The sequence below is a fragment of the Flavobacterium sp. C4GT6 genome, from assembly GCF_036347315.1.
In the GTDB taxonomy this organism is placed as follows: Bacteria; Bacteroidota; Bacteroidia; order Flavobacteriales; family Flavobacteriaceae; genus Flavobacterium.
In genome coordinates this window covers 16,563-39,835 of record NZ_JAZGZU010000020.1, presented here as the reverse complement: position 1 = coordinate 39,835, position 23,273 = coordinate 16,563, and the positions used below count along the sequence as shown (strand labels likewise).

Genomic DNA, 23,273 nt, shown 5'->3' with positions numbered 1-23,273 from the left:
TATGCTGAAAAACTGGATAAAAATATACCTGTATAACATTAGGCATAACAAGCTTTTTACAGCACTTAATATACTGGGGCTTAGCCTGGGTATCGCCGGACTTGTTTTTGCATTACTGTACAGTAACGATGAGTATAGCTATAATGCATGGAACCCTAACAAGGATAATGTATTTTATACGGTGTCTGATGTGGGGGAAGATATGCTGTGGGGTTCAAGCTCGGTGCCGCTTGGCAGGGCTTTGGGGGCATCTGTACCACAGGTGGAGGAGTATTGTTATGTTGAAGGATGGTATAACAATAATGTGGTAATCTATGAGGGTAAAAAAACAATGCTTGATAAGATTACTGATGCACAAAGAAACTTTTTCAGTTTCTTACCTTTTACCTTTATTAAAGGTAGTGCCGAAACAGCTTTAAGCCCAACCACTATGGCTATTTCTGAACCAACTGCCAAAAGGATTTTTGGTAGTCAGGACCCTATCAATAAGCAGGTAACTTATATGGATAAAGTATTTACCATAAAAGGTGTTTACAGGATAGACGGGAAATCGTCTTATGAGCCTGAGGCTGTTATAAATTTAATAGATAAAGATCTTGATGAGAACCAGGATCGATGGGGTTTTTTCGGTTACAATTTGCTTTTAAAGCTTAAAAATCCTGAGGATGCTGCTTTTGTTTCAAAACAAATAGATACGCTTTACTATAACAATACAGTAAAAAAATCCATAGCCGAATCGGGTATTAGTGAAGAAGAGTATTTAGAACGTTACGGAAGAACAAAAGTATACCTGGAGCCTTTAAGAGATTTAAGGTTAAAATCCAGAGTTTCAGATGTGCCGGAAGGCAGGGGCAACTATCAGTTATTGCTAATCATGATGGGACTTTCCATACTCATATTGGTAATATCAATAGTAAACTATATAAACCTTGCTACGGCAAATGCTATTAAGAGAGCTAAGGAAGTAGGGGTACGAAAAATACTGGGAGCTTCAAAAAAGAATATTGTTAAGCAGTTTATTTTTGAAACGGTTATTACTACGCTATTTTCCATATTACTAGCCTTGGTAATTGTTGAGGTTTCACTGCCATATTATAACAGCTTTTTAGCTAAAAATCTGGTTATAAACGAAAGTGATTTTTACATAGATCTTGCTTTACTGTTTATAGTTGTGATAGTATTGGCAGGAATATTTCCGGCTATTTATGTGGCAAAGTTTGAGGCTGTAAAAGTACTTAAAGGAAATTTTTCCAGAAGTAAAAAGGGGATATGGTTACGAAACGGAATGCTGGTAGTTCAGTTTGCGGTGGCTTTCTTTTTTGTAATAGGCTCATATATAGTACATCAGCAAATAAAATATATTACTACAAAAGACTTAGGGTTTAAAGGAGAGCAGGTTTTAGATGTGTATTACAGAAATCCTTACGATTTTAACGATAAGGGATATATGGAAAAGCTATTAAACCGTTACGAGAGTACAAAAGAGCAGCTTAAAAATATAAAAGGGATTGAACAGGTATCTGTTAGTACTGTAAAAATAGGAGGCGGAAGTGTATTACAGTCTTCGGTTTCTTATCAGGGTACAACGGTTTCTATGCAGCTTATGGCTATGGACTTTGGCCTACCCGAAATACTCCGTTTTAAGTTTCTTGAGGGCAGGGATTTATCTCCACGCATCGCTTCAGATACTATAGATTCGGTTATCCTTAATGAAACAGCAGTTAAGATGCTAAAAATAACTGATCCGGTTAATAAAGTTATTAATTATAATGACAGCAAACTTAAAGTTGTAGGTGTGGTACAGGATTTCCACATGTTTGGTCCTGCCGAGAAAATATTACCTATGATGCTGTTTCACTATAACGTAAAAACGTGGGAACTGCAAAACTGCCATGAGATTTATATAAAAGCAAATCCTGAGCAAATGGAGTCGGTCATTGCAGGTGTTGAGAAGCTATGGAAAGAAAAGGTTGATCCCGATTTTCCTTTCGGTTATGATTTTGTAGATAAAAATTTTGCCCGTACGTATGAAGATTATGTAAGGCAGCGCAATGTGTTTTCCCTGCTTAATGTAGTGGTTATACTTATAGCTTTATTTGGGTTGTTTGCCCTCTCGTCTTACAGTATACAACGAAGGATGAAGGAAATAGCTATACGTAAAACACTGGGTGCAGAAACGGGTACATTACTTAAAGACCTGTCCAGGCAATATGTACTATTTTGTGTTATAGGATTTGTTATAGCAACAATTCCCGTATGGATGCTACTTAACAAATGGCTTGAAAATTTTGTTTACAGGATAGAAGTTTCATGGCAACCGTTTGTAGTAGGCTTCTTATCACTCATGGGCTTAACACTCACAGTTGTATTGATAAGAGCTTATGCCGCTACAAGGGCAGAGATACTTAAATACCTGAAGTACGAATAATATCTTTAAAGTTAGTTAATAATAAACAGCCTGTAGGGAGCGCAATCCCTACTGGCTGTTAAAAGAATCATGCTATGAAAGGTAAATCCTTTTTATATATATTAGTTTTAGTTATAGCAATGCCTTTGTTTGCCCAACAGCAGGTATGGACCTTGCAGCAATGCCTGGAAACAGGTAAAGAAAACAGTCTTGATTTTCAGTTAAGTCAGTTAGAGGTATTAAGTGCCGAAACTACACATCGCAGTCCTTTACTGGAGTATTTACCAAAGGTTGATTTTTCGGCAAGCCATAACTACAGTATCGGTTCTACTATTGACCCGGCTACTAATAACAGGGTGAGTTCTAATATACAGTCAGATAATTTTTCGCTAAATGCCAGTATGAATCTGCTTGATTTTAATGTGTTTACCACAGCAAGACGCAATAAGATAGCAGTACTTAAAGCAAAGGCAGACAAAGAAGCCACACAAGCCGAATATTCGCTGTCAATACTGGAAAACTATTTTAATGTACTATATACTCAGGAGCTGCTTAAAATTCAGTTAGATCAGTTTGAAAACGCAAAGTTCAACCTTAAAAGAGTAGAAAAGGAAGTAGAGTTGGGCAACAGGCCAAACAGTGATTTGTATGATATGCAGGTGAGCTATTCGCAGGAAGAAAATAATATACTTGAAACAAAGCAATTGCTGTATAACCAAAAGCTTACCCTGTTACAGCTTATGAATGTTGAAAATACAAACCCTGATGATATTTTACTGGCTAAAGCCGATGAGGTTGTGCTTACTGATGAGAGTGAAACCAATGCCTTTGAAAATGCTCTTAAAAACTATCCGGCTATAGAGTCAAGAGAGTTGGCTATGGAGGTTGCCCGTAAGGAAATTACCATGAGGAAAAACAATTATTTACCGGTTTTAAGCGCCTATTACAGCTATTCCTCATTTTATTACCTGCCGCTTAATCAGCCGGGAGGACAACAGGTAAACCCTTTCTGGACACAGCTTAACGACAATAAAAACCATTACATAGGCATGCAGTTAAACGTACCTATATTTAACGGTTTGCGAACCAGTAGGGATGTACAGCTTGCAAAAATTGAGTATATGAAAAGACAGGTGGAAAGCGAGCAGGAAAAAATTAAACTAAGCCAAACCATAGAGCAGGAAAAAGCTAAACAACAGCAAAATAAACAACTGGTACAAAAGCTTGAAAACACAAAGCAATATGCCGAAAAATCGTTTACTACAACACAATCTAAATTTAGTAGTGGGCTGGTGGAAGCCATAGTATTTACCTCCTCAAAAAACCAGTTACTTATGGCAGAATATAATCTGCTAAAAGCAAAGTATACAGTACAATATATAGGCTATAAACTGAAATTTTTACAGTTTAATACTTTTTAAAATATCAGTTTTACTGAATAAAACAGGGATTAAGCATGTTTTATATATAAACATTTAGCCATGTATGATAATTATCAGTTTTTGTCTCATGGCGATATTTAATATTTGCAGATAAAACTATTTGCAAAATGACAACTATAAAACAACCGCATAGCTTTCATATTCCTGTTATGGGGCTTGCCTATACTATTGACAGTCCTATTAAGGTGGCACAGTTTGGTATTGATTCGGTTATCTCTATTGTAGACGATGAGTTAATCGAAAAAATGCACGCCTTTTACAGTGAAAAGTTTGAGCTTCCGTATAAGGAAATCTCAAAAAAAATATCAGACTACAGGGCTGAGCGTATTACAGCCTACCTCAATACGGTAGACAAAATTGTGAAGCAAAAGTATGATGCTTTTTGTACAGAACTAGTTAACAGTAAAAAAACACTAAGCAACTTTGTTGATATGCTGCCTACTGTATCTGATTTAAAAAAAGGACTTCAGTTCTATGCATCGAGTCCGTTTGACCAAACAAACGAGATACGAAGCTTCCTTAATAAACATTTCAGGCCTGGAGCAATAGATGTAAACATCATGACTAAGGTTGATAAAACCAATTACAGTGATAATGACACTTTGCCTTCATGCTATAACGATGCCCATGCTGCTTTAAGAGGCTTCGCACACAGTAAGCTGGAATCGGCAGTAGTACTATCGGCAGGGATGAATCCTTCACTGTATAATTACCTTGCTGAATTCCCTGATTTTTTTCCTGATGAAAAGGGAAACCTGAAGAAGAAGGTTATACTTAAGGTGAGTGATTTCAGGTCGGCATTAATACAAAGTAAGTTTCTTGCCAAAAAAGGGATATGGGTAAGCGAGTATAGAATTGAATCAGGACTTAATTGCGGTGGGCACGCTTTTGCTACAAACGGATTGTTACTGGGACCTATTATGGAGGAATTCAAACAACGCAAACAGGAACTGATATCTCCGGTTTATGAATTATGGGTTAAGGAACTGGAACAAAAGCAGGCTTTTATTCCTAAAGAACCCCTTGAGGTAAAAATAACAGTACAGGGTGGTGTTGGTACTGCCGAGGAGCATCAGTTTTTACTGGATTATTACAAGGTCGATTCGGTAGGCTGGGGATCGCCTTTCCTTTTAGTACCTGAGGCAACCACTACCGATGCTGCTACCCGAAAACTTTTAATGGAAGCAGGCGAGAACGATTTTTATAAAAGTGAAATATCTCCGTTGGGAGTACCTTTCAACACAGTTAGGGGAACAACTAACGAGTGTATTAAAAACAATCGTGTATTGCAAAACAAAGCGGGTAGTTCGTGCCCTAAAAAATTACTGGCACTACATAACGAGTATGATGAAAAGGGTATTTGTACAGCATCCAGAAAATACCAAAAACGTAAGCTTTTTGAACTGGAGCAGTACAGGGATACTATTACAGAAACCGAGTACAGGCAAAAACAGGATACTATTGTTGCAAAATCATGCCTTTGCGTAGGGCTTGCCAACCCGGCATACATGGAGAATAACATCCATATAAAAGGCGAAGAGCAGGGGGTAGTAATTTGCCCCGGACCTAATATGGCCTACTTTAACAGGGAAGTTTCGTTATTTGATATGGTAAGGCATATTTACGGCTATACATCTGTTTTACAAAACAGTTACCGACCTAATATGTTTATTAAGGAATTACAGCTTTATGTAAGCTACCTAAAAGAACATTTACTATTAGAGACTGAAACATCTGAAAAGCAAATGAAAAAATGGGTAACTTTTAAGGATAATCTTTTAAGCGGAATTAACTATTACAGCAAGTTATTTATTGATAATAGTTGTTTTGAAGCACAACAAAGGGAAATTTTAAACAGTCTTAACGGTTATAAGGCTGAACTGGAAAGTATCGCTATTTAATTAAACGACTTCCTGAACTCCAAAGGAGATTGGTTTGTTTTTGACTTAAACAGTTTACTAAACGATTGAGGATGTTCAAATCCCAGTGTATAAGCAATTTCACTAACTGTTAGGCTGGTTGTGGAAAGTATTTCTTTAGCCCTGTCTATAAGCTTACTGTGAATGTATTGCTGAGCTGTTTGACCTATTAGGGAACGCAACATATCGCTAAGATAGTTTGGTGATAGGTTAAGCTGTTCTGCAAGGTACTGTACACTGGGCAACCCTTCGTTTAAGGGATTATCATTACTAAAATAATTATTCAGTAAATCGTCCAGCTGTTGTAACAGGTCACTGTTTACAGCCTTACGGGTAATAAACTGACGTTTATAAAAACGATTGGCATAGTTGAGTAACAGCTCAATTTGTGAAATGATAACATCCTGACTAAAATCGTCAATACGATTGTTAAGTTCATCGTCAATCATTCTGAATATTGAAAGCATAGTGTCCCTTTCACTTTCCGAAAGATGTAGTGCTTCATTAGTAGCATAAGAAAAGAAACCGTATTGCTTTATCTTTTTAGCTAACGGATAATTCCACAAAAAATCAGGATGAATAAGTAACACATGCGATGAACAGCCTGATATATCCATAGGATCATGGTCTTCCTTACCTATAATCTGATTAGGAGAAGCAAACAGTAGTCCGCCCTGATCAAAATCATAATAGTGCTGACCGTATTTTAACCGGTTACTAAATTTTGGGCGGTATGATATTTTATAAAAGTTAAGAATGTGGTTAGCTGCCGGTTTACTAAAATCAAGAGATGAGTTTGTACTGCTGATAACACTTATCAATGGGTGTGCAGGAGCAGGAAGTCCAAAAAACTTATGCCCTTCAGATATGGAGTTGAACTTAATATGTGGAATATCTTCTTTTTTCATTTTTAAAATCAGTTAAATAGATGACCGATACCTATACAAATATCGGTTATCTAAAATCAATTATCAAGGTTTTACCTCTTTAAGGGAGCATTCTTAATTTCCTTGCGCCGAGTTTGATATGGTTTCCCATTCTTCCCATACCGCGAGCCTGTTGTTATAAGCTTCACGTACCGATGGTAGTCCCTGGTCACCAAGGAAAAAGCGTAACGGAGGGTTCTCGTTGTCTACTACTTTAAACAATGCATTTGGAGTAGCATCGGGGTTACCTCTTTCCAGGTTTCTAAGTCCGCCTATAAACTGGTTTTTAAAGTCGTCGTATTCTTCCATACCGGCAGAGAATTTTAATGATTCCTGACTGCCGAATTCTGTAGCATAAGCACCCGGTTCTATAATGGTTACTTTAATGTTAAACTGACTTACTTCGGCAGCAAGACTTTCATGTATGGATTCAAAAGCCCATTTTGACGAGCAGTAATATCCTATAACCGGATAACTAATATGTCCCAAATTACTTGATGTTCCCAGTATGTGCCCGTAACCCTGTTTACGTAATAACGGCAGGGCAGCCTGTATAACTGTAACAGGACCTATAACATTGGTTTCATACAACAGGCGTATCTCATCGGGGTTGGCTTCCTCAATAGTCCCTATAAGTGAATAGCCTGCATTATTGAGCACAATATCCAGTTTTCCAAAATGATTATAAGCCTGTTCTAAAGCTGTTTTCACCTGTTCGGGTTTGGTTACATCAAGCTGTAAAATCAGTACATTATCACCATACTTTTCTTTAAAGTTAGCTATACTCTCCAGGTTTCGTGCTGTAGCTGCTACTTTATCACCACGTTGCAGTGCGGCTTCGGTCCAAACACGGCCGAAACCTCTGGATGTACCTGTAATAAACCATATCTTGTTTTCCTTATGAGTTGTCATAATCTTTTAATTTTGAATTAATAATGATACAAAGGTCAGTAAATGGATGAGGGCTATTGTAGCCTAATTTAGGATAGTTGTAGCCAAAAAAAGTTTTATAGCATCTTTTATACTATAATTCTTATTATTGAGTTATTTTTAGCAATTGCTTTCCGCATATATTATTTTATGGATAACAGTAAACTCATAAAGAGTCTTAAAAAAGGAAATCAAAAAACCTTTAAGGAAGTTTATTTTAAGCACTATGATAAACTTATACAGGTAGCGAGGAGGTTTGAATTTAAATTTCTAACCCCCGATGATTTCGTGCAGGAAACTTTTGTACAGCTTTATACCAAAAGAGAGCTGTTAAAAGAAGATGTTCTTTTTGACAAGCAATTGTTTGTTATTTGTAAAAATATAATTCTCAATCACCTTAACAGGGAAAATAAGGTTATTCCACTGGATCCTGTAAAACTTAAAATGGAAGCCGACGGTGAAGATACCGACCTACTTTTAATGGAGGACAGGAGAAAACAGCTTCAATACTTACTGGAGCAGCTACCGGAACAGCAAAAAAAAATATTTACACTACACAAGCTGGATAACTATTCGTACCAGGAAATAGCAGAGATGACAAGGCTTTCCGAGAAAACAATAGCCAATCACATTTACCTCGCTAATAAATTTATTCAAAAAAAAATCGCCGAGGCTTAGGAACTTTTTGTTTCCCGTTTGTTATAGGATAAATGACAAGCAAATGAACCTCGAGATTTTTAAAACCAATGTAGAAACACAAGAGCAGGCAAATTACCTTTTAAGACTGTTGCAGCATTGTATTTCTGATTGCCCTATAAGTTTTGATTTGCAGGACAGCAACCGCATACTGCGCGTGCATACCAACAGGGAAGTTTCTGAGGTGGTATGCTCTCTGTTTGTAAAGCAGGGTTTTCATTGTCAAAAATTATAACACTACCATGGAAGATAAAGATATTGATAAGAAACTGAAAAAAGTTTGGGAAGATGAAGCTGCTCAACAGCCTGATGAGAAGAAAGAGGCTTCATGGAATGACTTCTCAGCAAAGGTATTTGAGAAAAAACCAAGAAAGATAAGGCCATGGCACTATGCTGCAGCGGCAATATTATTAGTTTTTCTTTCCCTGAGTGGAGTCTTATTGTCTGATAATTCTTTTGGAGGGGAGAGGGATATGGCCTATACCATAGTTGAAAACCCTACTACAAAAGTGAAGCTTATTAATCTTCCCGACAGTACTGTAGTGGAATTACAGCCAAATGCAAAACTGGAGTATACCAATGATTTTGCAGACAACAGAAAAATAAACCTTAAGGGTACAGCATTTTTTAAGGTACACAAGGATAAAGAGCATCCTTTTAGGGTGTTTTGTGGTGAGACCACTACAACGGTTTTAGGCACCTGTTTTACTGTTACCGAAGGAGAAGAAGATTCGGTATCGGTAAAGTTATACGAGGGAAGTGTACAAATGACGGTAAAAGGCAATTCTCATAACTGGTTGCTTTCTCCGGGAGAGGAGTTTTTATACAACGAACAGGATGTGACTGTAGAGGCTTTTAACCGATTTAAAGATTTTGATAATGTACCGTTAAAATCGGTTTTAAAATATATAAGAGATACTTATGGCTATGAGGTAATTATGCCTAAAAGCTATATCAATATGCAGGTAACCCTGCGATTAAACGAGAAAGAAAATTTAACCGATGTAATACATATTTTGGCCGAAATGTATAACCTAACTCCGCAAATAAATGAAGAAATAAAGAAAGTGACCTTTAAATCAAGATAAAATAGAAAAGGATGCCATAGCCGCGAAACTAAACATCCTTTCTGGTATCAAAACAGACCTTACAATCCATTTTAATCTAATTTCAAAAATACAAAATTTTATGAAGCATATACTTGCATCATGCTTTTTAATGCTCAGTTTTAACTTATACTCACAACACATTTCTATAAGTATATCGCCCGATTCAACTCTCGATGAACTGTTTAAACAAATTGAAAATCAAACCGATTATAAATTTGCTTTCACCGAGAAAATAGATACCGGTAACAAGTACTTTAAAAGAAGTTTTAAATATGATACTATAGAAGTTAAACAACTACTGGAACAACTTAATAACGAACTGCCTTTTCATTTTTCACTGATAGGGAATAATATAACTGTAAAGCAAACGGGAAGCAGTAAGAAAAAGCAGGAACATACACTATCGGGAACTGTTCTAGACGATAACCAACAGCCGTTAATAGGAGCAAGTATTGAGGTAAAGGGATTAGGTATATATACCTCAGCCGATGAAAACGGAAATTTCTCACTAAGCCTGCCCTCAGGTAATTATACCGTAGTTATCGCTTTTTTGGGATTTAAAAACAGGGAGCGACAGGTGTCACTGTCAAAAAATACCCATCTAAACTTTAGTATGGAGGTAGATACTCAAACCCTTAATGAAGTGGTAATTAACCAGAATAATAAAGCTGTAGATATCAAAAAGCCTCAAATGAGTATGAACAGCCTTTCGGCTGAAGAGATTAAACAAATTCCTGTAGCTATGGGAGAGCCCGATCCGTTAAAGGCATTGCTAACCCTTCCCGGTGTAACAAATGCGGGAGAGGCTTCTTCTGGTTTTAATGTAAGAGGAGGGGCTGCCGATCAAAATCTTATCCTATTAGACGGAGCTCCTATTTACAGCGATTCACACATGTTTGGTTTCTTCTCTGTTTTTAATGCCGATGCTGTGAACAGTCTGGATTTGTATAAAGGAGGTATACCTTCAAAATATGGCGGACGTGTGTCATCGGTACTCGATGTAAAACAGCAAACAGGAAGTTTAGACAGCTTGGGTGTTAATGGAGGGATAGGTTTAATATCCAGCAGACTAACGGTAAAAGGACCAATACAAAAAGGGAAGAGTTCGTTTATGGTAGCGGGCAGATCGTCTTATGCGCATTTGTTTTTAAAACTGGCAGACAATAAAAATTCAGCTATGTTTTATGATATTAATACACGCCTTAATTTTGATTTAAACGAAAATAACAGCTTACAGTTTTCAGGATATCTTGGTAACGATATTTTTGATATAGGAGACAGCTTTTCCAGTATATATGGTAATACTATGGGGAACTTAAACTGGAAGCATACCTTTTCTCAGGATTTAGCTACTAACCTGTCGGTATTTTACAGTGATTACAAGTTTAATCTGACAATAAATTCTGAAAACTTTACCTGGGACAGTTCCATAAAAAGCTATGGGTTTAAGTACGACTGGCAGCATTACCTGTCGGATACCTTTACCCTTAATTACGGAATTGCCACAACCTATTATGATTTTAATCCCGGTACATTAGCGCCCGATAATGAAAGTTCAAGCTTTAATTATCAGCAGTTAGATAAGAAATATGCTCTTGAGCCTTCTGCATATCTTGATATTGAACAGAAGATATCTGATAAAATTAATTTACGTTACGGTTTACGCTATAGTATGTTCTACAGGTTTGGGGCACAGGAGATAAATATTTATGAAAATGACCGGCCAGTAGTATATAATCCTGTTTTTGATATTTATGAACATGGTACGGTTGCAGGATCTACGTTTTACAGTAAAGGAAAAAAAATATCAGGCTTTGACAATTTTGAACCACGGGCAGCACTCTCATTCGCGTTTAATGACGATGCATCTGTAAAAGCGAGTTATAACCGAATGGCACAGTATTTACATATACTAACTAACAGTCAGTCGCCACTGCCTATGAATATATGGACGCCAAGCGGACCTTTTATCAAACCACAAATACTGGATCAGTTTGCTGTAGGTTACTTCAGGAATTTTAAGAACAAAACCTATTCACTTGAAACCGAAGCTTTCTATAAAAAAATAAAAAACCGAATTGATTATGTTGACGGTGCCGATTTGCTGGGGAACAATAATTTAGAACAGGAAATACTTAACGGTAAGGCAAGGTCATACGGACTTGAGGTTTTGGTAAGAAAAAATACAGGGAGATTAACAGGATGGGTAGCCTACACCATTTCGAGGGCAGAACAAAAAACAATAGGGCAGAATCCCGGTGAACCGGGTATTGCAAATGGAGACTGGTATTTATCGCCTTATGATAAGCTGCATAATCTGAATATTACAGGTAACTATGAGCTAAACCAAAAATGGTCGTTTAGTGCAAATTTTTCCCTTCAATCGGGGAAGCCGGTAACATATCCTGATGGGTATTATCAGTTTAACGGAATTAATATCCCTAACTATTCTGAAAGAAATGCAAATAGGCTGCCGGCTTACCATCACTTGGATATTGCAGCTACTTATACGCCAAAGCCATATAAGAAAAAAGGATGGCAAAGCTACTGGGTATTTAGTATTTACAATTTGTATAACAGGCAAAATGCTGCTTCCATGCAGTTTACAACCAATGATGATACAGGATTGAATGAGGCGAGGCGACTTTCAGTTTTTGGGTTTATACCAAGTGTGTCTTACAACTTTAAATTTTAAGCTATGAAAAAGAGAATAATGAATAATTATAAGAAAGTAGGAATGACATTATTAAGCCTTTTACTATTACTGGCTTTTTGTGCCTGTGAAGAGGTGGTTAATGTTGATTTGAATACAGGAGAAGCAAAACTGGTAATTGATGCCGAAATATTATGGATAAAAGGAACTCAAGGTAATGATCAAACCATAAAAATAAGCCGGATGACCGACTACTATAATCCAACGCCCCCAAAAGTATCCGGCGCTCAGGTATATATTGAAGACAATGAAGGGAACCTGTTTATGTTTAACGAAGGAGATGAACCCGGCACTTATGAGTGTAATAACTTTATCCCACAGCTAAACGGAAGCTATACCCTTACAGTAACTGTTGAGGAAGAAACCTTTAAAGCGACTGAAACCCTAATACCTGTACCTGAAATAAACAGGGTAGAGCAAAGGTTAATTAACGAGTTCTTTGAGGATGAATATGAAGTTTCAGTATTTTTTGATGATCCCCTTGAGGAACTTAATTTCTACCTTACAGATTTTGTGACCGATGTTTTAATTTATCCTGATTTAGAACTCTCTGACGACGAGTATAAGGAGGGACAGGAAATTAAAAATGATTTCTCAGACGAAAATCTGGAAGTAGGCAGTATTGTTGAAATTACAGTTAGAGGAATTTCAGAACAGTTTTATAACTACATGAACCTGATTTTAGAGTCTAACTCCTCAAATCCTTTTGCAACCCCGCCTGCAAATATTAGGGGGAATATGGTTAATCAAACTACTGCGGGCAGTCATGCCTTAGGCTATTTCAGGCTATGTGAAGCAAACTACCGCTCGTATACTATTGAATAAAATTGGTAATGTTGTAATAATTGTTTAATTAAAAAGCCGGCTAACAACTTGTTAACCGGCTTTTCGCATAATTAAGGAAATTATGAATAGCCTGTCACTCCGGTTATAGGTTTGAAATGATAAACTCACTACGCCTGTTCATCTGGTGTTGCTCTTCGGTACAATCTATACCGTCGGCACACTCATTAACCAGCTGGGTTTCCCCATACCCTCTACCAGTTAATCTGCTTGCATCAACACCATATAGTTCCTGTATACATTCTAATTTTCTGATTTCAAGAAATTTATAAATATTGTCGTTTCTGGAATCCCCGTTGTTTGAAGTAAAAAAGCCTCTTCTGGATTTTGTATCAATTATATAAGCGAAGTCATCCATGGGCGAATTGATATCGGCTCCAACATTCTGGATATTATGAACGCCGTTTTCATCTAACTTGCCTACAAATACGTCTAATCCTCCCAGTCCGGGGTGCTGTACATTGTACCGTTCCGGTTAAGTTTTCAATATGTATCATATCTCCGGTGCCAACATTTTGCAGTATATAATAAGTACCATCAATAGCTATTTTTCCCATTTGTAGTTATTATTGGCAATAGTTGGACCATATCCTACATTAGCACCTGTATCATACAGGTAATTATTGGTCCATTTGTTTTTAATAGTGTAGTAGTTACCGCTAGATGTAGTAACCGTAATGGCTGATGTAGCCGTTTTGTTACCGTCTGTAGTTTTTATCGTTATGGTTGCTGTTCCGCCCGAAACTGCTGTTACAACACCGTTAGCATTGACTGTTGCTACTGCGGTATTATTCGAAGCATATGTGACAGATTTATTGGTAGCATTTGAAGGAGCGACTATAGCAGTTAACTGTAAAGTCTCTCCAACACTTAAAGTAGCTGTGGCAGGAGATAGAGTTACACCCGTAACAGCAACATTTTGTCCGCCCGAACAGTTAGTACTTTGTGTCCATGAAAATGAACCGCTTCCACTGGTGTTTTCATCGATAGTAGCATTACCACCCCTGTTAGAATAATCTATGTTACAATAAGTAGCATTACCGTTTGGAGCACTGGCAATAAGCACACAATAACCTCTTCCCCAATCCCTGTTAAGTGCATTTTTGTTTGGGAACTCTTTACCTGTACCGTTAACCGTTATATTATTGAAGTTAAGATTGTAAATACCATCTCCAGATCGTTTACTTATTGAAATAGCATCGTTTCTGGAATCTAAAATATCAATATTATACATGTTAACATTTTTAACCTGAGTCCCTGCATTACTGGCACTAAAAATATCTATTGCATCTACCGGATTATTATAAGTATCGTTAAAGGTACCGCATGTTGTTATAGTAATATCATGTATTTCATGAGTTCCGTTGTTATTGAAAGGAGCTCCGTCAAAATTATTGCTTACACGAATACCTGCTTCAAGATTATCTTTAATAATTAAGTTGTACGCCTTGTTGTCTTTACCACCATAAATAGCAACACCGCTTGCACGCCAACAGTTTTCGGAAGTATTATATCTAAACGTATTATTTATACACTCCTGTCCGTTAGCAGACCACATTGCCTGGTCATCGTCTCCGTTGTTTCTAAAACTACAATGTTCTACTACTGAATTTGCAGTCTCTTTACATAGGTTAATTCCATCGGCAATTGCAGGGATTCCTACATTGTACTGTGCTATCCACGCGCCACATTGAAAATGTTCTGCCCATATATTTTTTACAGTTGAACCAGAGGTGAACACACCATTAATAGCTTTGTAAGAATTACTTCTGGAAGTTGAATTTGTGGTTAAGTAAAGATCAGAAAATGAAATATTACTGGCATTAGCCCTTAACCCGCCATTGCCAGTACTGGTAGTAGTAAAATTGATTTGGGTATACCACATACCGGCACCAACTAAAGAAGTGTTTGATACGCCAAAATACAATTCTGTACTTACATTATAAACGCCACTTGGAATGTATATTTTACTCCCGCCGTTTTGGTCAATAAATGACTGAAGGTTGCTTCCGTTTCCGGTATAGGTTACAGCACCTGTCGGCGCAGTTACAGCAGCCGGAACAGGTTCCATCTCAGCAAAATCCAAATGGATGTTTCCTGGCTCCCTTACCAGTTTTAAAGTACCTCCTACAGGTATTTTGTTTGGGAACTTATAGCGCACTTCATCAAAGCGCATTCGTGGATTTTGATTTGTTATTCCGTTATTATTAGGATTCCCGTTACTCCAAAGATATTCCCACGACCATGTGGAGGTAAGGGTTAGTGTTGTAACATTTGTGTTTCCGTTATAAACACCCATAGTAACTGTTTGTCCGTCGCGCACACTATATCTTATTACAAGTCCGTCGGCAGCCTCGGTTAAATTCCATTGTATAGTAGCATTTGAAGCCGACATATTTACACATTGTTGATTTGATGCTTCCGATTGCAGGTCAGATTGGGCGTATGATTTTGAGGTTACTGAAGCACCATTAGATAATTGCCCCAGTTTGGCTTCATATCTTTTATAAGGAGCATCATAATATCCGCGTTGTGCATATAAACCGGAGTATAAGAGTAAGAAAAAAATAACAATAATAAAGTAATTTCTCTTTCTTTTAAAAGTAGTGGTGGGTAGTTGGTTATTCATATTTTAAATTTTTAAGTTTCTCTTAATTAAGTGTTTAACTAAGCTATGTGTTTGCTTAAAAAATTAAAAAAGGTAAGTTTAAAATCAAAAATACTATAACGGTTTCGTTTAGTTAATTATTTGGAAGTTAATTTTTTATGTTTTGTGGGGGAATGTTATAATCAAGAAAAAATAAAGCTCTTCTAAATTATTTTAGGTGTTTAAAATCTTAAATATTAATGAAGAAAAGTTAATTACTACTGTTATTTATTGTTTTTAATACAAAACACTTTTTACAGATGATAACTTAATACCTAATATTTAGCTATATTTTAAATGAAGTGATGATAGTATTAAAAGGTATTGCTGACTTTTATTTTGTATTAATAGAATCTGTACTTGGATTCAAAAAGCGATAATCATTATGGTCTAATTCAGCTGGGGAGTTTTATATTTAATCAAAAATTAAAGTTAGGGTACTTTCTTCTTCAAATTCATTATAGATACTTATTATGACTTCCATAACTTATTTTGCTGTGATTATGTAGTTGACAACTATAAATATATAGGATCAGATATTTAATAACTACAGGCTTATCTTCTTATAATAATGATTTTCATACTGAAATTTTAAAAAAAAAGATTTTGAATTAATTCTGTATATGTAATTATTGGATTTTTCATTACACTAACCTAAAACTGCAATTTAAGAGTATTATCAATTTTAATAAAAACCTCAATTTGTTAAAATTCAAATCGCTTGTTAGATCATTATTGACTTTAATAAGTAGTTAACAAATAAAGATTAGCAATTGTTTTTTAAATAATTATCTGTTTTTTGTGTTAATATTTAAGTTTTGATTGAAAAATAGTATAAAATTATATTAAAATTTAACATTTTTTAATATTAAAGTAGCCTTGACTAATTTTATTTTTACTTTTTTTAACAATAAAATTCATGTTATAATTTACTGAAGATGAAAAAGGACAGAGTTGCTTATGGAGTTCTTATTGGTGTAATAGTTTTTTTAACTGTAATTCTTTTCTGCTTTAAAATTTCTAAAAATAGTTTGGTTTATGTTCAGAGCTCTACTGTATTTGAAAGTTTTAATATGATGAAGGAAATGAAAAAGGCAGGAGAAAAAGAATTAAGAGACAGGGCTAATAAAGTTGATAGTCTTTATTACTTGTTAAATATGCCAGATACTCCGGATAAAGAAAAACTTACCATGATTTTTATTGAGGAGAAAAAACAGCTTGAGGCTTTTCAGCAGGAATTCGTAAATGTAGAGTCAGAAAAAATAAGGAGCCGTATTTCGTCATATGCAAAAGACTTTGCCGATGCCAATGGTTATGAATTAATATTAGCAAGCCAGCCTAATGTTAATATTCTATATGGTGATAACTCTTTAGATGTTACAAAAGAATTTATAGACTACATAAATAAAAAATATGAAGGCGGGAATTAGTTTTTTATTAATGCTCTTTTTACTTGTTAGTTGTAAAAAGCAAATTACAGCAGACTCATGTGATGAGTCTGATTTGGCATATAAATATTTCAGTTTGGAGAAGTCAGGGTGGAAATCAAAAAAGAACACCCAACAAGTAGATGATATTTATTTTACAGCTACCGAAGTTCCATTAGCCTATTATATACTTAAAGAGAAGGGAGCAGATAATCTTACCAGTGTAGATTCAATAGAAAATGTAAACAGTAAAGAAAGAATATTGGAGTTCGAATTTTTACAGGATGAAGAGCAGGATCTTTTAAAAGAAGAATTTACAGGAAGAACTTATGAAGACGGGGTTAAATACATGTCTTTTTCAATTGAAAACGATTTTTATGTTGTAACCTCAAAACAAGACACTATAAAGTGTGCCGGAACTTTATTTGAAAGAAGTTTTAAACTAACACCTTACAAAAGAGTATTACTGTTTTTCTCGGGTATTGAACCTGACGATGAAATACAGTTAATATATAACGATCGCCTTTATAATAAAGGTACCATGAAATTTAAACTACAAGAAAACCTTACTAAAGTAATATTATGATTCAAAAAATCAGAACCAGTAAAACCTCTAAAGTCATAGCCTGTTATTTGGCTATGATGATTGTACTTCAGGTTGCAGCCCCTATACAAGCTTATGCGCTTACGGGTGGTCCTGCTCAACCTGAGTTTAGTTCTTTTACACCCATTGGTACTTCCGATATGGTAAACCTCTCAAGTGGTGATTTTAATTACAATATCCCTATTATGGATGTTGGCGGATATCCTTTAAACCTTGCATATGGATCGGGAGCTTCAATGGATCAGGAAGCTTCATGGGTAGGTTTAGGTTGGGATCTAAATGTAGGACAAATATCAAGACAGGTAAGAGGCTTGCCTGATGATTTTGATGGTGATGAAATGATATATGAAAATAACATGAAACCTAATGTAACAGTTGGTGCTAATTTTGGTGCTTATGCTACTATACTAGCAATAAAAGAGGAGAAAGGGAGTGCAACTGGTGAAACTGGTGGTGGTGAAGAAGGTGTAAGCATCTCAACCGTTTCACCAAAGGTTAATGTGAATTTAGGTTTTGGAGTTACTTTTAATAACTACGATGGTTTTGGTTTTACCTTAACAGGAGGTGTTGGTGGTTCTATCGGCCTAGGAGGCGATACGGCAAATGCGTTAAACACAGGTATGAATGTAGGGATAACTTCATCAGCTTCAGATGGGGTTAGTGCATCTCCAAATGTTAGTTTTATGAGTAAGAGTATGGTAGCATTAAATGAACAGGTTAATTTACAAGGAAGTGTAGGAACAACCCTTAATAGTAGAAAGGGGTTAGAAAGCACTACTTTTTCATTAGCTAGAACTAAACTTTTCTTTAAAAATGGAATTGTTGACGATTCTAGAAGCTTTTCAAGTGGGGGTGCAATTTCTTTTGCAGATGCATCATTTACTCCAACTAAAAGAGTAGCGATGACTTCCTCTAATTATAACTTTAATATGAATATTGGGACTGAGATTTGGGGTTTTGAAGGAGGAGTTAAATTTTCAGGGTATAGAATAGCACAAGGATATAGTGATTCTGAAAAATATAAAAAAGAAAAAGCTTATGGTTTTGAAAATAGCTACAATGCTTCAAAAAGTGATGTTTTAGATTTTAACAGGGAAAATGAAAGAACAGTAAGCAGTAGTACCACTTCATTACCTGTAACTAATAATACTTATGATTTGTATAGTATACAGGGGCAGGGAATATCAGGGATGTTCAGGCCATATAAAGGACAGGTAGGCTATGTTTATGATAACCAGGTTACAGATGGTTCAGGAGGAGGAAGTTTAGGTGTTGAATTTGGTATTGGAGGAGGAAGTCACTGGGGCATTAACACGAATATTATTACAACAGATAGCCATACTAAAGCTTGGGAAGAAGGGAATTCTACATTAGCACGTTTTGATGAAAAAACAACGGGAAACAAACCTGATTATGAAAAAGTATATTTCAAGAATATAGGAGGTTTTCATGTGGATCAGGAATTTGATAATCTTTTAATGACTAAACTTGGAGGGTATGACCCTGTAAGAATAGGTGTTGCCGGTAAAAAGTTTTCAAGAAATACTGAGTCTCAATATGTAAAAAAAGCAGGTAACTCTACAGTAGTACCTATTACCAGTGCAATAAAAAGAGATGGCAGAGTTAACAGAAATCAGGCTATTCAGAAATTAACAAACGAAGAAGCCGAAAAATTTGGACTGGCTACAGAGTTTAGTAAGCATGTAAAATACAACCAGAAGTATAAACATCATACCGGTGAAATACAAGTTACAAAAGAGGGTGGTGATCGCTATGTTTATGGAAGGGCTGCTTATAATGTTGTTAAAAAAGAAGTGACATTTGATGTTAGTGGTAATCAGGGGGACTGTCAAACAGGCTTGGTTCCTTATACTCCGGGTAGGCATAATACATCAGATAATAAAGCGTCTGGTGATCAGTATTTTAACCGTGTAACAACACCTCCATTTGCACATTCTTATTTATTGACTGCTGTACTGTCTTCGGATTATTCTGATTTGACTAATGACGGACCTACAGATGATGATTTAGGCGCATATACAAAGTTTATTTACGATGATTCTAAAACAATCAATACGAATTATAAATGGAGAATGCCTTACAAAAAGAATCATGCTAGTTACAATGAAGGGCTTAGATCTGATGGTTTTGATAATAAGGGTAGCTATTTATATGGAGAAAAAGAGCTTTTATATATTAAAAAGATAGAAACCAAAACACACGTTGCAATTTTTAATATCTCCTTAAGAAAGGACGGATATGGTGTTGATGGTGAAAACGGAGGAGGATCGGTTTCAACATCTTCAAGAATGTACAAGCTGGACAAGATTTCATTATACTCTAAACCTGAATATGAAGCTTTACAGGAAAATGCTACACCAATTAAAGTAGCGCATTTTGTTTATGATTACTCTTTATGTCCTGGTATTGAAAATAATTTTGGAGCAAACCCTTCCGGAACAAATGAATTAGATAATCAGGGAGGTAAATTAACTCTTAAAAAAGTATATTTTACTTACAGAAATTCTAATATGGGTATGTATACTCCATACTCATTTGATTATGGGTATAATCCGTCATATGATATTAAGGCTTATGATGTTTGGGGGAATTATAAACCAAATGACGAAAATTCCGGTTGTGGGATTAATGATAAACTCACAAATCCTGAATACCCTTATGTAGAGCAGGATAAAACGAGTGCCGACTTATATACTTCTGCATGGAATTTAAAAACTATTACCATGCCATCTGGTGGTAAGATGAATGTGGAGTATGAGTCTGATGAGTACAAATATGTACAGGATAAAGAGGTTATGCAAATGTTTAAAGTTCTTGGTGCCGGGACAACAAGTAATCCTTCGTTAGCTCAAATAACCAACCCTGTTTTATATACCAGTAGTTCAAATAGTACAAATTATTTATATGTAGAATTGAATTCAGATTATGGTTCTGATTTTAATCAAAAACTTATAGATAAGCTAAAGGATACTAAAATTTTCTTTCGTTTTTTACTCAATATGGCAAAACCGGGTACAGGACATGATGAAAGGTATGATTATGTTGAGGGATATCTTGATATTGATACTTCTAAAAGTATTACTCAGGTACCTTTAAGTACACCAGTTCTTGCTATACCTATAAAACTGGCTAATAAAGGAGACGGATTTAACCCTAATGAAAAAATTAATCCAATATCTATTGCAGGGATTAATTTCGGTCGAAAATACCTTAATAAATACGTTTATAGAGATATTACAGGACAAGGGACCGATGATTTAGAGGAAGTTGTAATGAATATTATTGGTTCTGTTGGTGAAATAGCAAACATTGCTAAGAGTCCTAATAGACAATTAATAGATAGACGTATTGCAAGTAAGTTTGTATCTGGAAAGTCATGGATACGTTTAATGCAGCCGGATGACAGAAAATATGGTGGAGGCTGCAGGGTAAAAGATGTTACAATGCATGACCAGTGGGATGTAATGACAAATAATACAGATAATGAGTATTATAAACAACATTACGGACAGGAATATACCTATAATCTTGAAGATGGTTCTTCATCAGGAGTTGCAACTTATGAACCGCTGGGTAATAAGGAAAATCCTTTTGTTCAACCTTTCTTTGACAGGGAAAGGAGTGAACTTCCGTTAGGCCCCAAAGAAAGCAATTATGTAGAAATGCCTTTTGGAGAATGTTTTTTCCCTTCGCCAACAATTACTTACAGTAGGGTTGAAGTTAAAAATATTCAGAGAAGCGATGTTGATGATAATAATGCTGAAATACAGGTTAAAAGGCATGCAACCGGTAAGGTAGTTACCGAATTCTTTACCAGTAAAGATTATCCTACCATTGTAGATTATACTGATATGCTTTCTCATTACGATAAGTCAAGTAACCTTTCTAATATACTTAACCTATATGTGAGAAATCATATGACATTATCTCAGGGATTTGTTGTTCATACCAATGATATGAACGGTAAAATGAAGGCTCAAAGAGTTTATGCAGAAGGGCAAACCTCTGCAATTTCCGGGGTAGATTATATTTATGAGGAAGATTCTAATTTAGGTAATACAAATTATAATAATAACCAGGGAAGGCTAAATAATGTTATACTAACAGTAGATTCAAAAGGTATTATTAGTCAAAATCTCGTAGGTGTAGATTATGACGTTATTAACGATTTTAGGGAAAACAAATCAGTAACAACTAACGGAGGTATTAATATCAATACAGCATTTTTACCATTTACGATATTAACGGTTGTAGTTCCTACTCCTCTACCTTCATTATCTGTACATGAAAACTATTTAAGAACATCGGTAACAACAAAGGTTATACATACTTCGGGTATTTTAAGAAAGCAGGTGGCTTATGATGCCGGTTCTACTGTTTATACTAATAATTTAGCATGGGATGCTGAAACGGGAGCAGTATTACTTACCGAAACCATTAATAGCTTTAACGATAAGTACTATTCGTTTAACTTCCCTGCTTACTGGGCTTATGACGGAATGGGACAGGCAGCTAAAAATTTAGGCCTTATCTGGAACCTTAAAAGAGTTTACGGTGCAACCGGTAAATATAAGTTAGCAAGTTCCGGGACAGCCTATAAAGCCTCAGATTATCTGGCAAGTGGAGATGAGATTTGGGTAATGCCTGACGATTCTGATGAGTTTAAGGCTTATATAGCAGATATAGATGAATATAATGCTACACTTATAACAGAGCAGGGAGTACTTGTAAACAGTGATATGCTGGATACAGGATCATTTAAAGTTATACGTTCCGGCTTTAGGAATATGCAAACGGCTTCAATGGCTTCGGTTACTTCAATGGTTAATCCTTTATATAACGGGACAACATTAAAAGGAAACATTATTTTCCCAGCTATTTACTCTTCTACTACAAGCTCTGCTTATAAAATAGTTTCTGCAGCAGCTATAGAGTATAGTGATACATGGGCTGCACAGTGTGAGTGTATGTTACCAACTATGAAGTTTGAAGGAGACAAATTGGTTTTTGATTATACAGACAGTTATGAAAATGATCCATATAACCCTTATAAATACAATGTTAAGGGTAACTGGAGGCCTAAGGTATCTTATGCTTATTTGACGGGAAGGAATTCATCAACCAATTCTAACGATTTGAGAAATACGGGGTACTTTAACAGGTTTGATCCTTTTTATACCTATGGCTATTACGCTGCTGCAAACAAAAGGACGTGGTATATTAACACAGCAAATAAGAGTAAATGGACTTATGCTTCTGAAGTTTCGCAATACAGCCCGTTTGGTTTTGAAGTGGAAAACAAAGATGCATTAAACAGATACTCTTCGGCATTATACGGATATAACTTTAGGTTTCCTACAGCCGTTGCTGCAAATTCAAGATATAATGAATTAGGGTATGATGGTTTTGAAGACTATGATTTCCAGGATGAATCCTGTACAGAAAGATCACATTTTAGTTTCAAAAACACTATCAGGCCACAAAAAGTAACTGTTTCTTCAGGGCAGGCTCACTCAGGGCGTAAGAGTTTAAAGGTATCACCTAATAACTCTGCAGTAATAGAGAAAAGAATTGTTCCATGCCCTTAAT

14 protein-coding genes and 1 pseudogene are annotated in these 23,273 nt (G+C 35.8%); 11 read left to right on the top strand and 4 right to left on the bottom strand.

What is annotated here, in order from left to right; translation table 11 throughout:
* Position 1 precedes the first annotated feature (1 nt).
* From V3Z67_RS17045 to V3Z67_RS17035, 3 genes are all read left to right on the top strand, one after another.
* Complete coding sequence (locus tag V3Z67_RS17045) at positions 2 to 2,428, top strand: ABC transporter permease (RefSeq protein WP_330444462.1); 2,427 nt, start codon at positions 2 to 4, stop codon at positions 2,426 to 2,428.
* Positions 2,429 to 2,502: 74 nt separating this feature from the next.
* A complete protein-coding gene (locus V3Z67_RS17040) occupies positions 2,503 to 3,828 on the top strand; it encodes a TolC family protein (protein ID WP_330444461.1) in 1,326 nt (441 codons plus the stop codon).
* A gap of 128 nt (positions 3,829 to 3,956) precedes the next feature.
* Positions 3,957 to 5,750, top strand: coding sequence for a hypothetical protein (locus tag V3Z67_RS17035; RefSeq protein ID WP_330444460.1), 1,794 nt, complete (start codon positions 3,957 to 3,959; stop codon positions 5,748 to 5,750).
* On the opposite strand, the gene V3Z67_RS17030 is transcribed toward V3Z67_RS17035, so the two are convergent.
* Both V3Z67_RS17030 and V3Z67_RS17025 read right to left on the bottom strand, forming a co-directional pair.
* A complete protein-coding gene (locus V3Z67_RS17030) occupies positions 5,747 to 6,676 on the bottom strand; it encodes a helix-turn-helix domain-containing protein (protein ID WP_330444459.1) in 930 nt (309 codons plus the stop codon). The genes V3Z67_RS17035 and V3Z67_RS17030 overlap by 4 nt on opposite strands.
* A 93-nt stretch (positions 6,677 to 6,769) precedes the next feature.
* Positions 6,770 to 7,606, bottom strand: coding sequence for an SDR family NAD(P)-dependent oxidoreductase (locus tag V3Z67_RS17025; RefSeq protein WP_330444458.1), 837 nt, complete (start codon positions 7,604 to 7,606; stop codon positions 6,770 to 6,772).
* Positions 7,607 to 7,774: 168 nt separating this feature from the next.
* Between V3Z67_RS17025 and V3Z67_RS17020 the strand changes: the two genes are divergently transcribed.
* The 5 genes from V3Z67_RS17020 to V3Z67_RS17000 all read left to right on the top strand — a co-directional run bounded on the left by V3Z67_RS17020 (position 7,775) and on the right by V3Z67_RS17000 (position 12,967).
* The gene (locus tag V3Z67_RS17020; protein WP_330444457.1) at positions 7,775 to 8,302 is read left to right on the top strand and encodes an RNA polymerase sigma factor; all 528 of its coding nucleotides are present in this window, start codon (positions 7,775 to 7,777) and stop codon (positions 8,300 to 8,302) included.
* Between the two features lie 43 nt (positions 8,303 to 8,345).
* Complete coding sequence (locus tag V3Z67_RS17015) at positions 8,346 to 8,555, top strand: hypothetical protein (protein WP_330444456.1); 210 nt, start codon at positions 8,346 to 8,348, stop codon at positions 8,553 to 8,555.
* A 7-nt stretch (positions 8,556 to 8,562) separates the two neighbouring features.
* Positions 8,563 to 9,408: a FecR family protein gene (locus tag V3Z67_RS17010; RefSeq protein ID WP_330444455.1), complete on the top strand. Its 846-nt coding sequence runs from the start codon at positions 8,563 to 8,565 to the stop codon at positions 9,406 to 9,408.
* A 100-nt stretch (positions 9,409 to 9,508) separates the two neighbouring features.
* Positions 9,509 to 12,124, top strand: coding sequence for a TonB-dependent receptor (locus V3Z67_RS17005; protein WP_330444454.1), 2,616 nt, complete (start codon positions 9,509 to 9,511; stop codon positions 12,122 to 12,124).
* Between the two features lie 3 nt (positions 12,125 to 12,127).
* Positions 12,128 to 12,967, top strand: coding sequence for a DUF4249 domain-containing protein (locus V3Z67_RS17000; protein WP_330444453.1), 840 nt, complete (start codon positions 12,128 to 12,130; stop codon positions 12,965 to 12,967).
* Positions 12,968 to 13,070: 103 nt separating this feature from the next.
* Here the strand turns inward: V3Z67_RS17000 and V3Z67_RS16995 are convergent.
* Positions 13,071 to 13,439 (bottom strand): annotated as a pseudogene (locus tag V3Z67_RS16995) (hypothetical protein); the annotation flags it as partial.
* Positions 13,440 to 13,529: 90 nt separating this feature from the next.
* Positions 13,530 to 15,614, bottom strand: coding sequence for an Ig-like domain-containing protein (locus V3Z67_RS16990; protein ID WP_330444452.1), 2,085 nt, complete (start codon positions 15,612 to 15,614; stop codon positions 13,530 to 13,532).
* 956 nt (positions 15,615 to 16,570) lie between these two features.
* Here V3Z67_RS16990 and V3Z67_RS16985 point away from each other — a divergent pair.
* The 3 genes from V3Z67_RS16985 to V3Z67_RS16975 are packed head-to-tail and all read left to right on the top strand — an operon-like array spanning position 16,571 to position 23,272.
* A complete protein-coding gene (locus tag V3Z67_RS16985) occupies positions 16,571 to 17,062 on the top strand; it encodes an OmpH family outer membrane protein (protein WP_330444451.1) in 492 nt (163 codons plus the stop codon).
* Positions 17,046 to 17,645 carry a hypothetical protein gene (locus V3Z67_RS16980; RefSeq protein WP_330444450.1) on the top strand — a complete coding sequence of 200 codons (600 nt, stop codon included), beginning with the start codon at positions 17,046 to 17,048 and terminating at the stop codon, positions 17,643 to 17,645. The genes V3Z67_RS16985 and V3Z67_RS16980 overlap by 17 nt, the downstream gene beginning before the upstream one ends.
* Positions 17,642 to 23,272, top strand: a complete 5,631-nt coding sequence (locus tag V3Z67_RS16975) for a hypothetical protein (RefSeq protein ID WP_330444449.1) — start codon at positions 17,642 to 17,644, stop codon at positions 23,270 to 23,272. Before V3Z67_RS16980 ends, V3Z67_RS16975 begins: the two co-directional genes overlap by 4 nt.
* Position 23,273 lies beyond the last annotated feature (1 nt).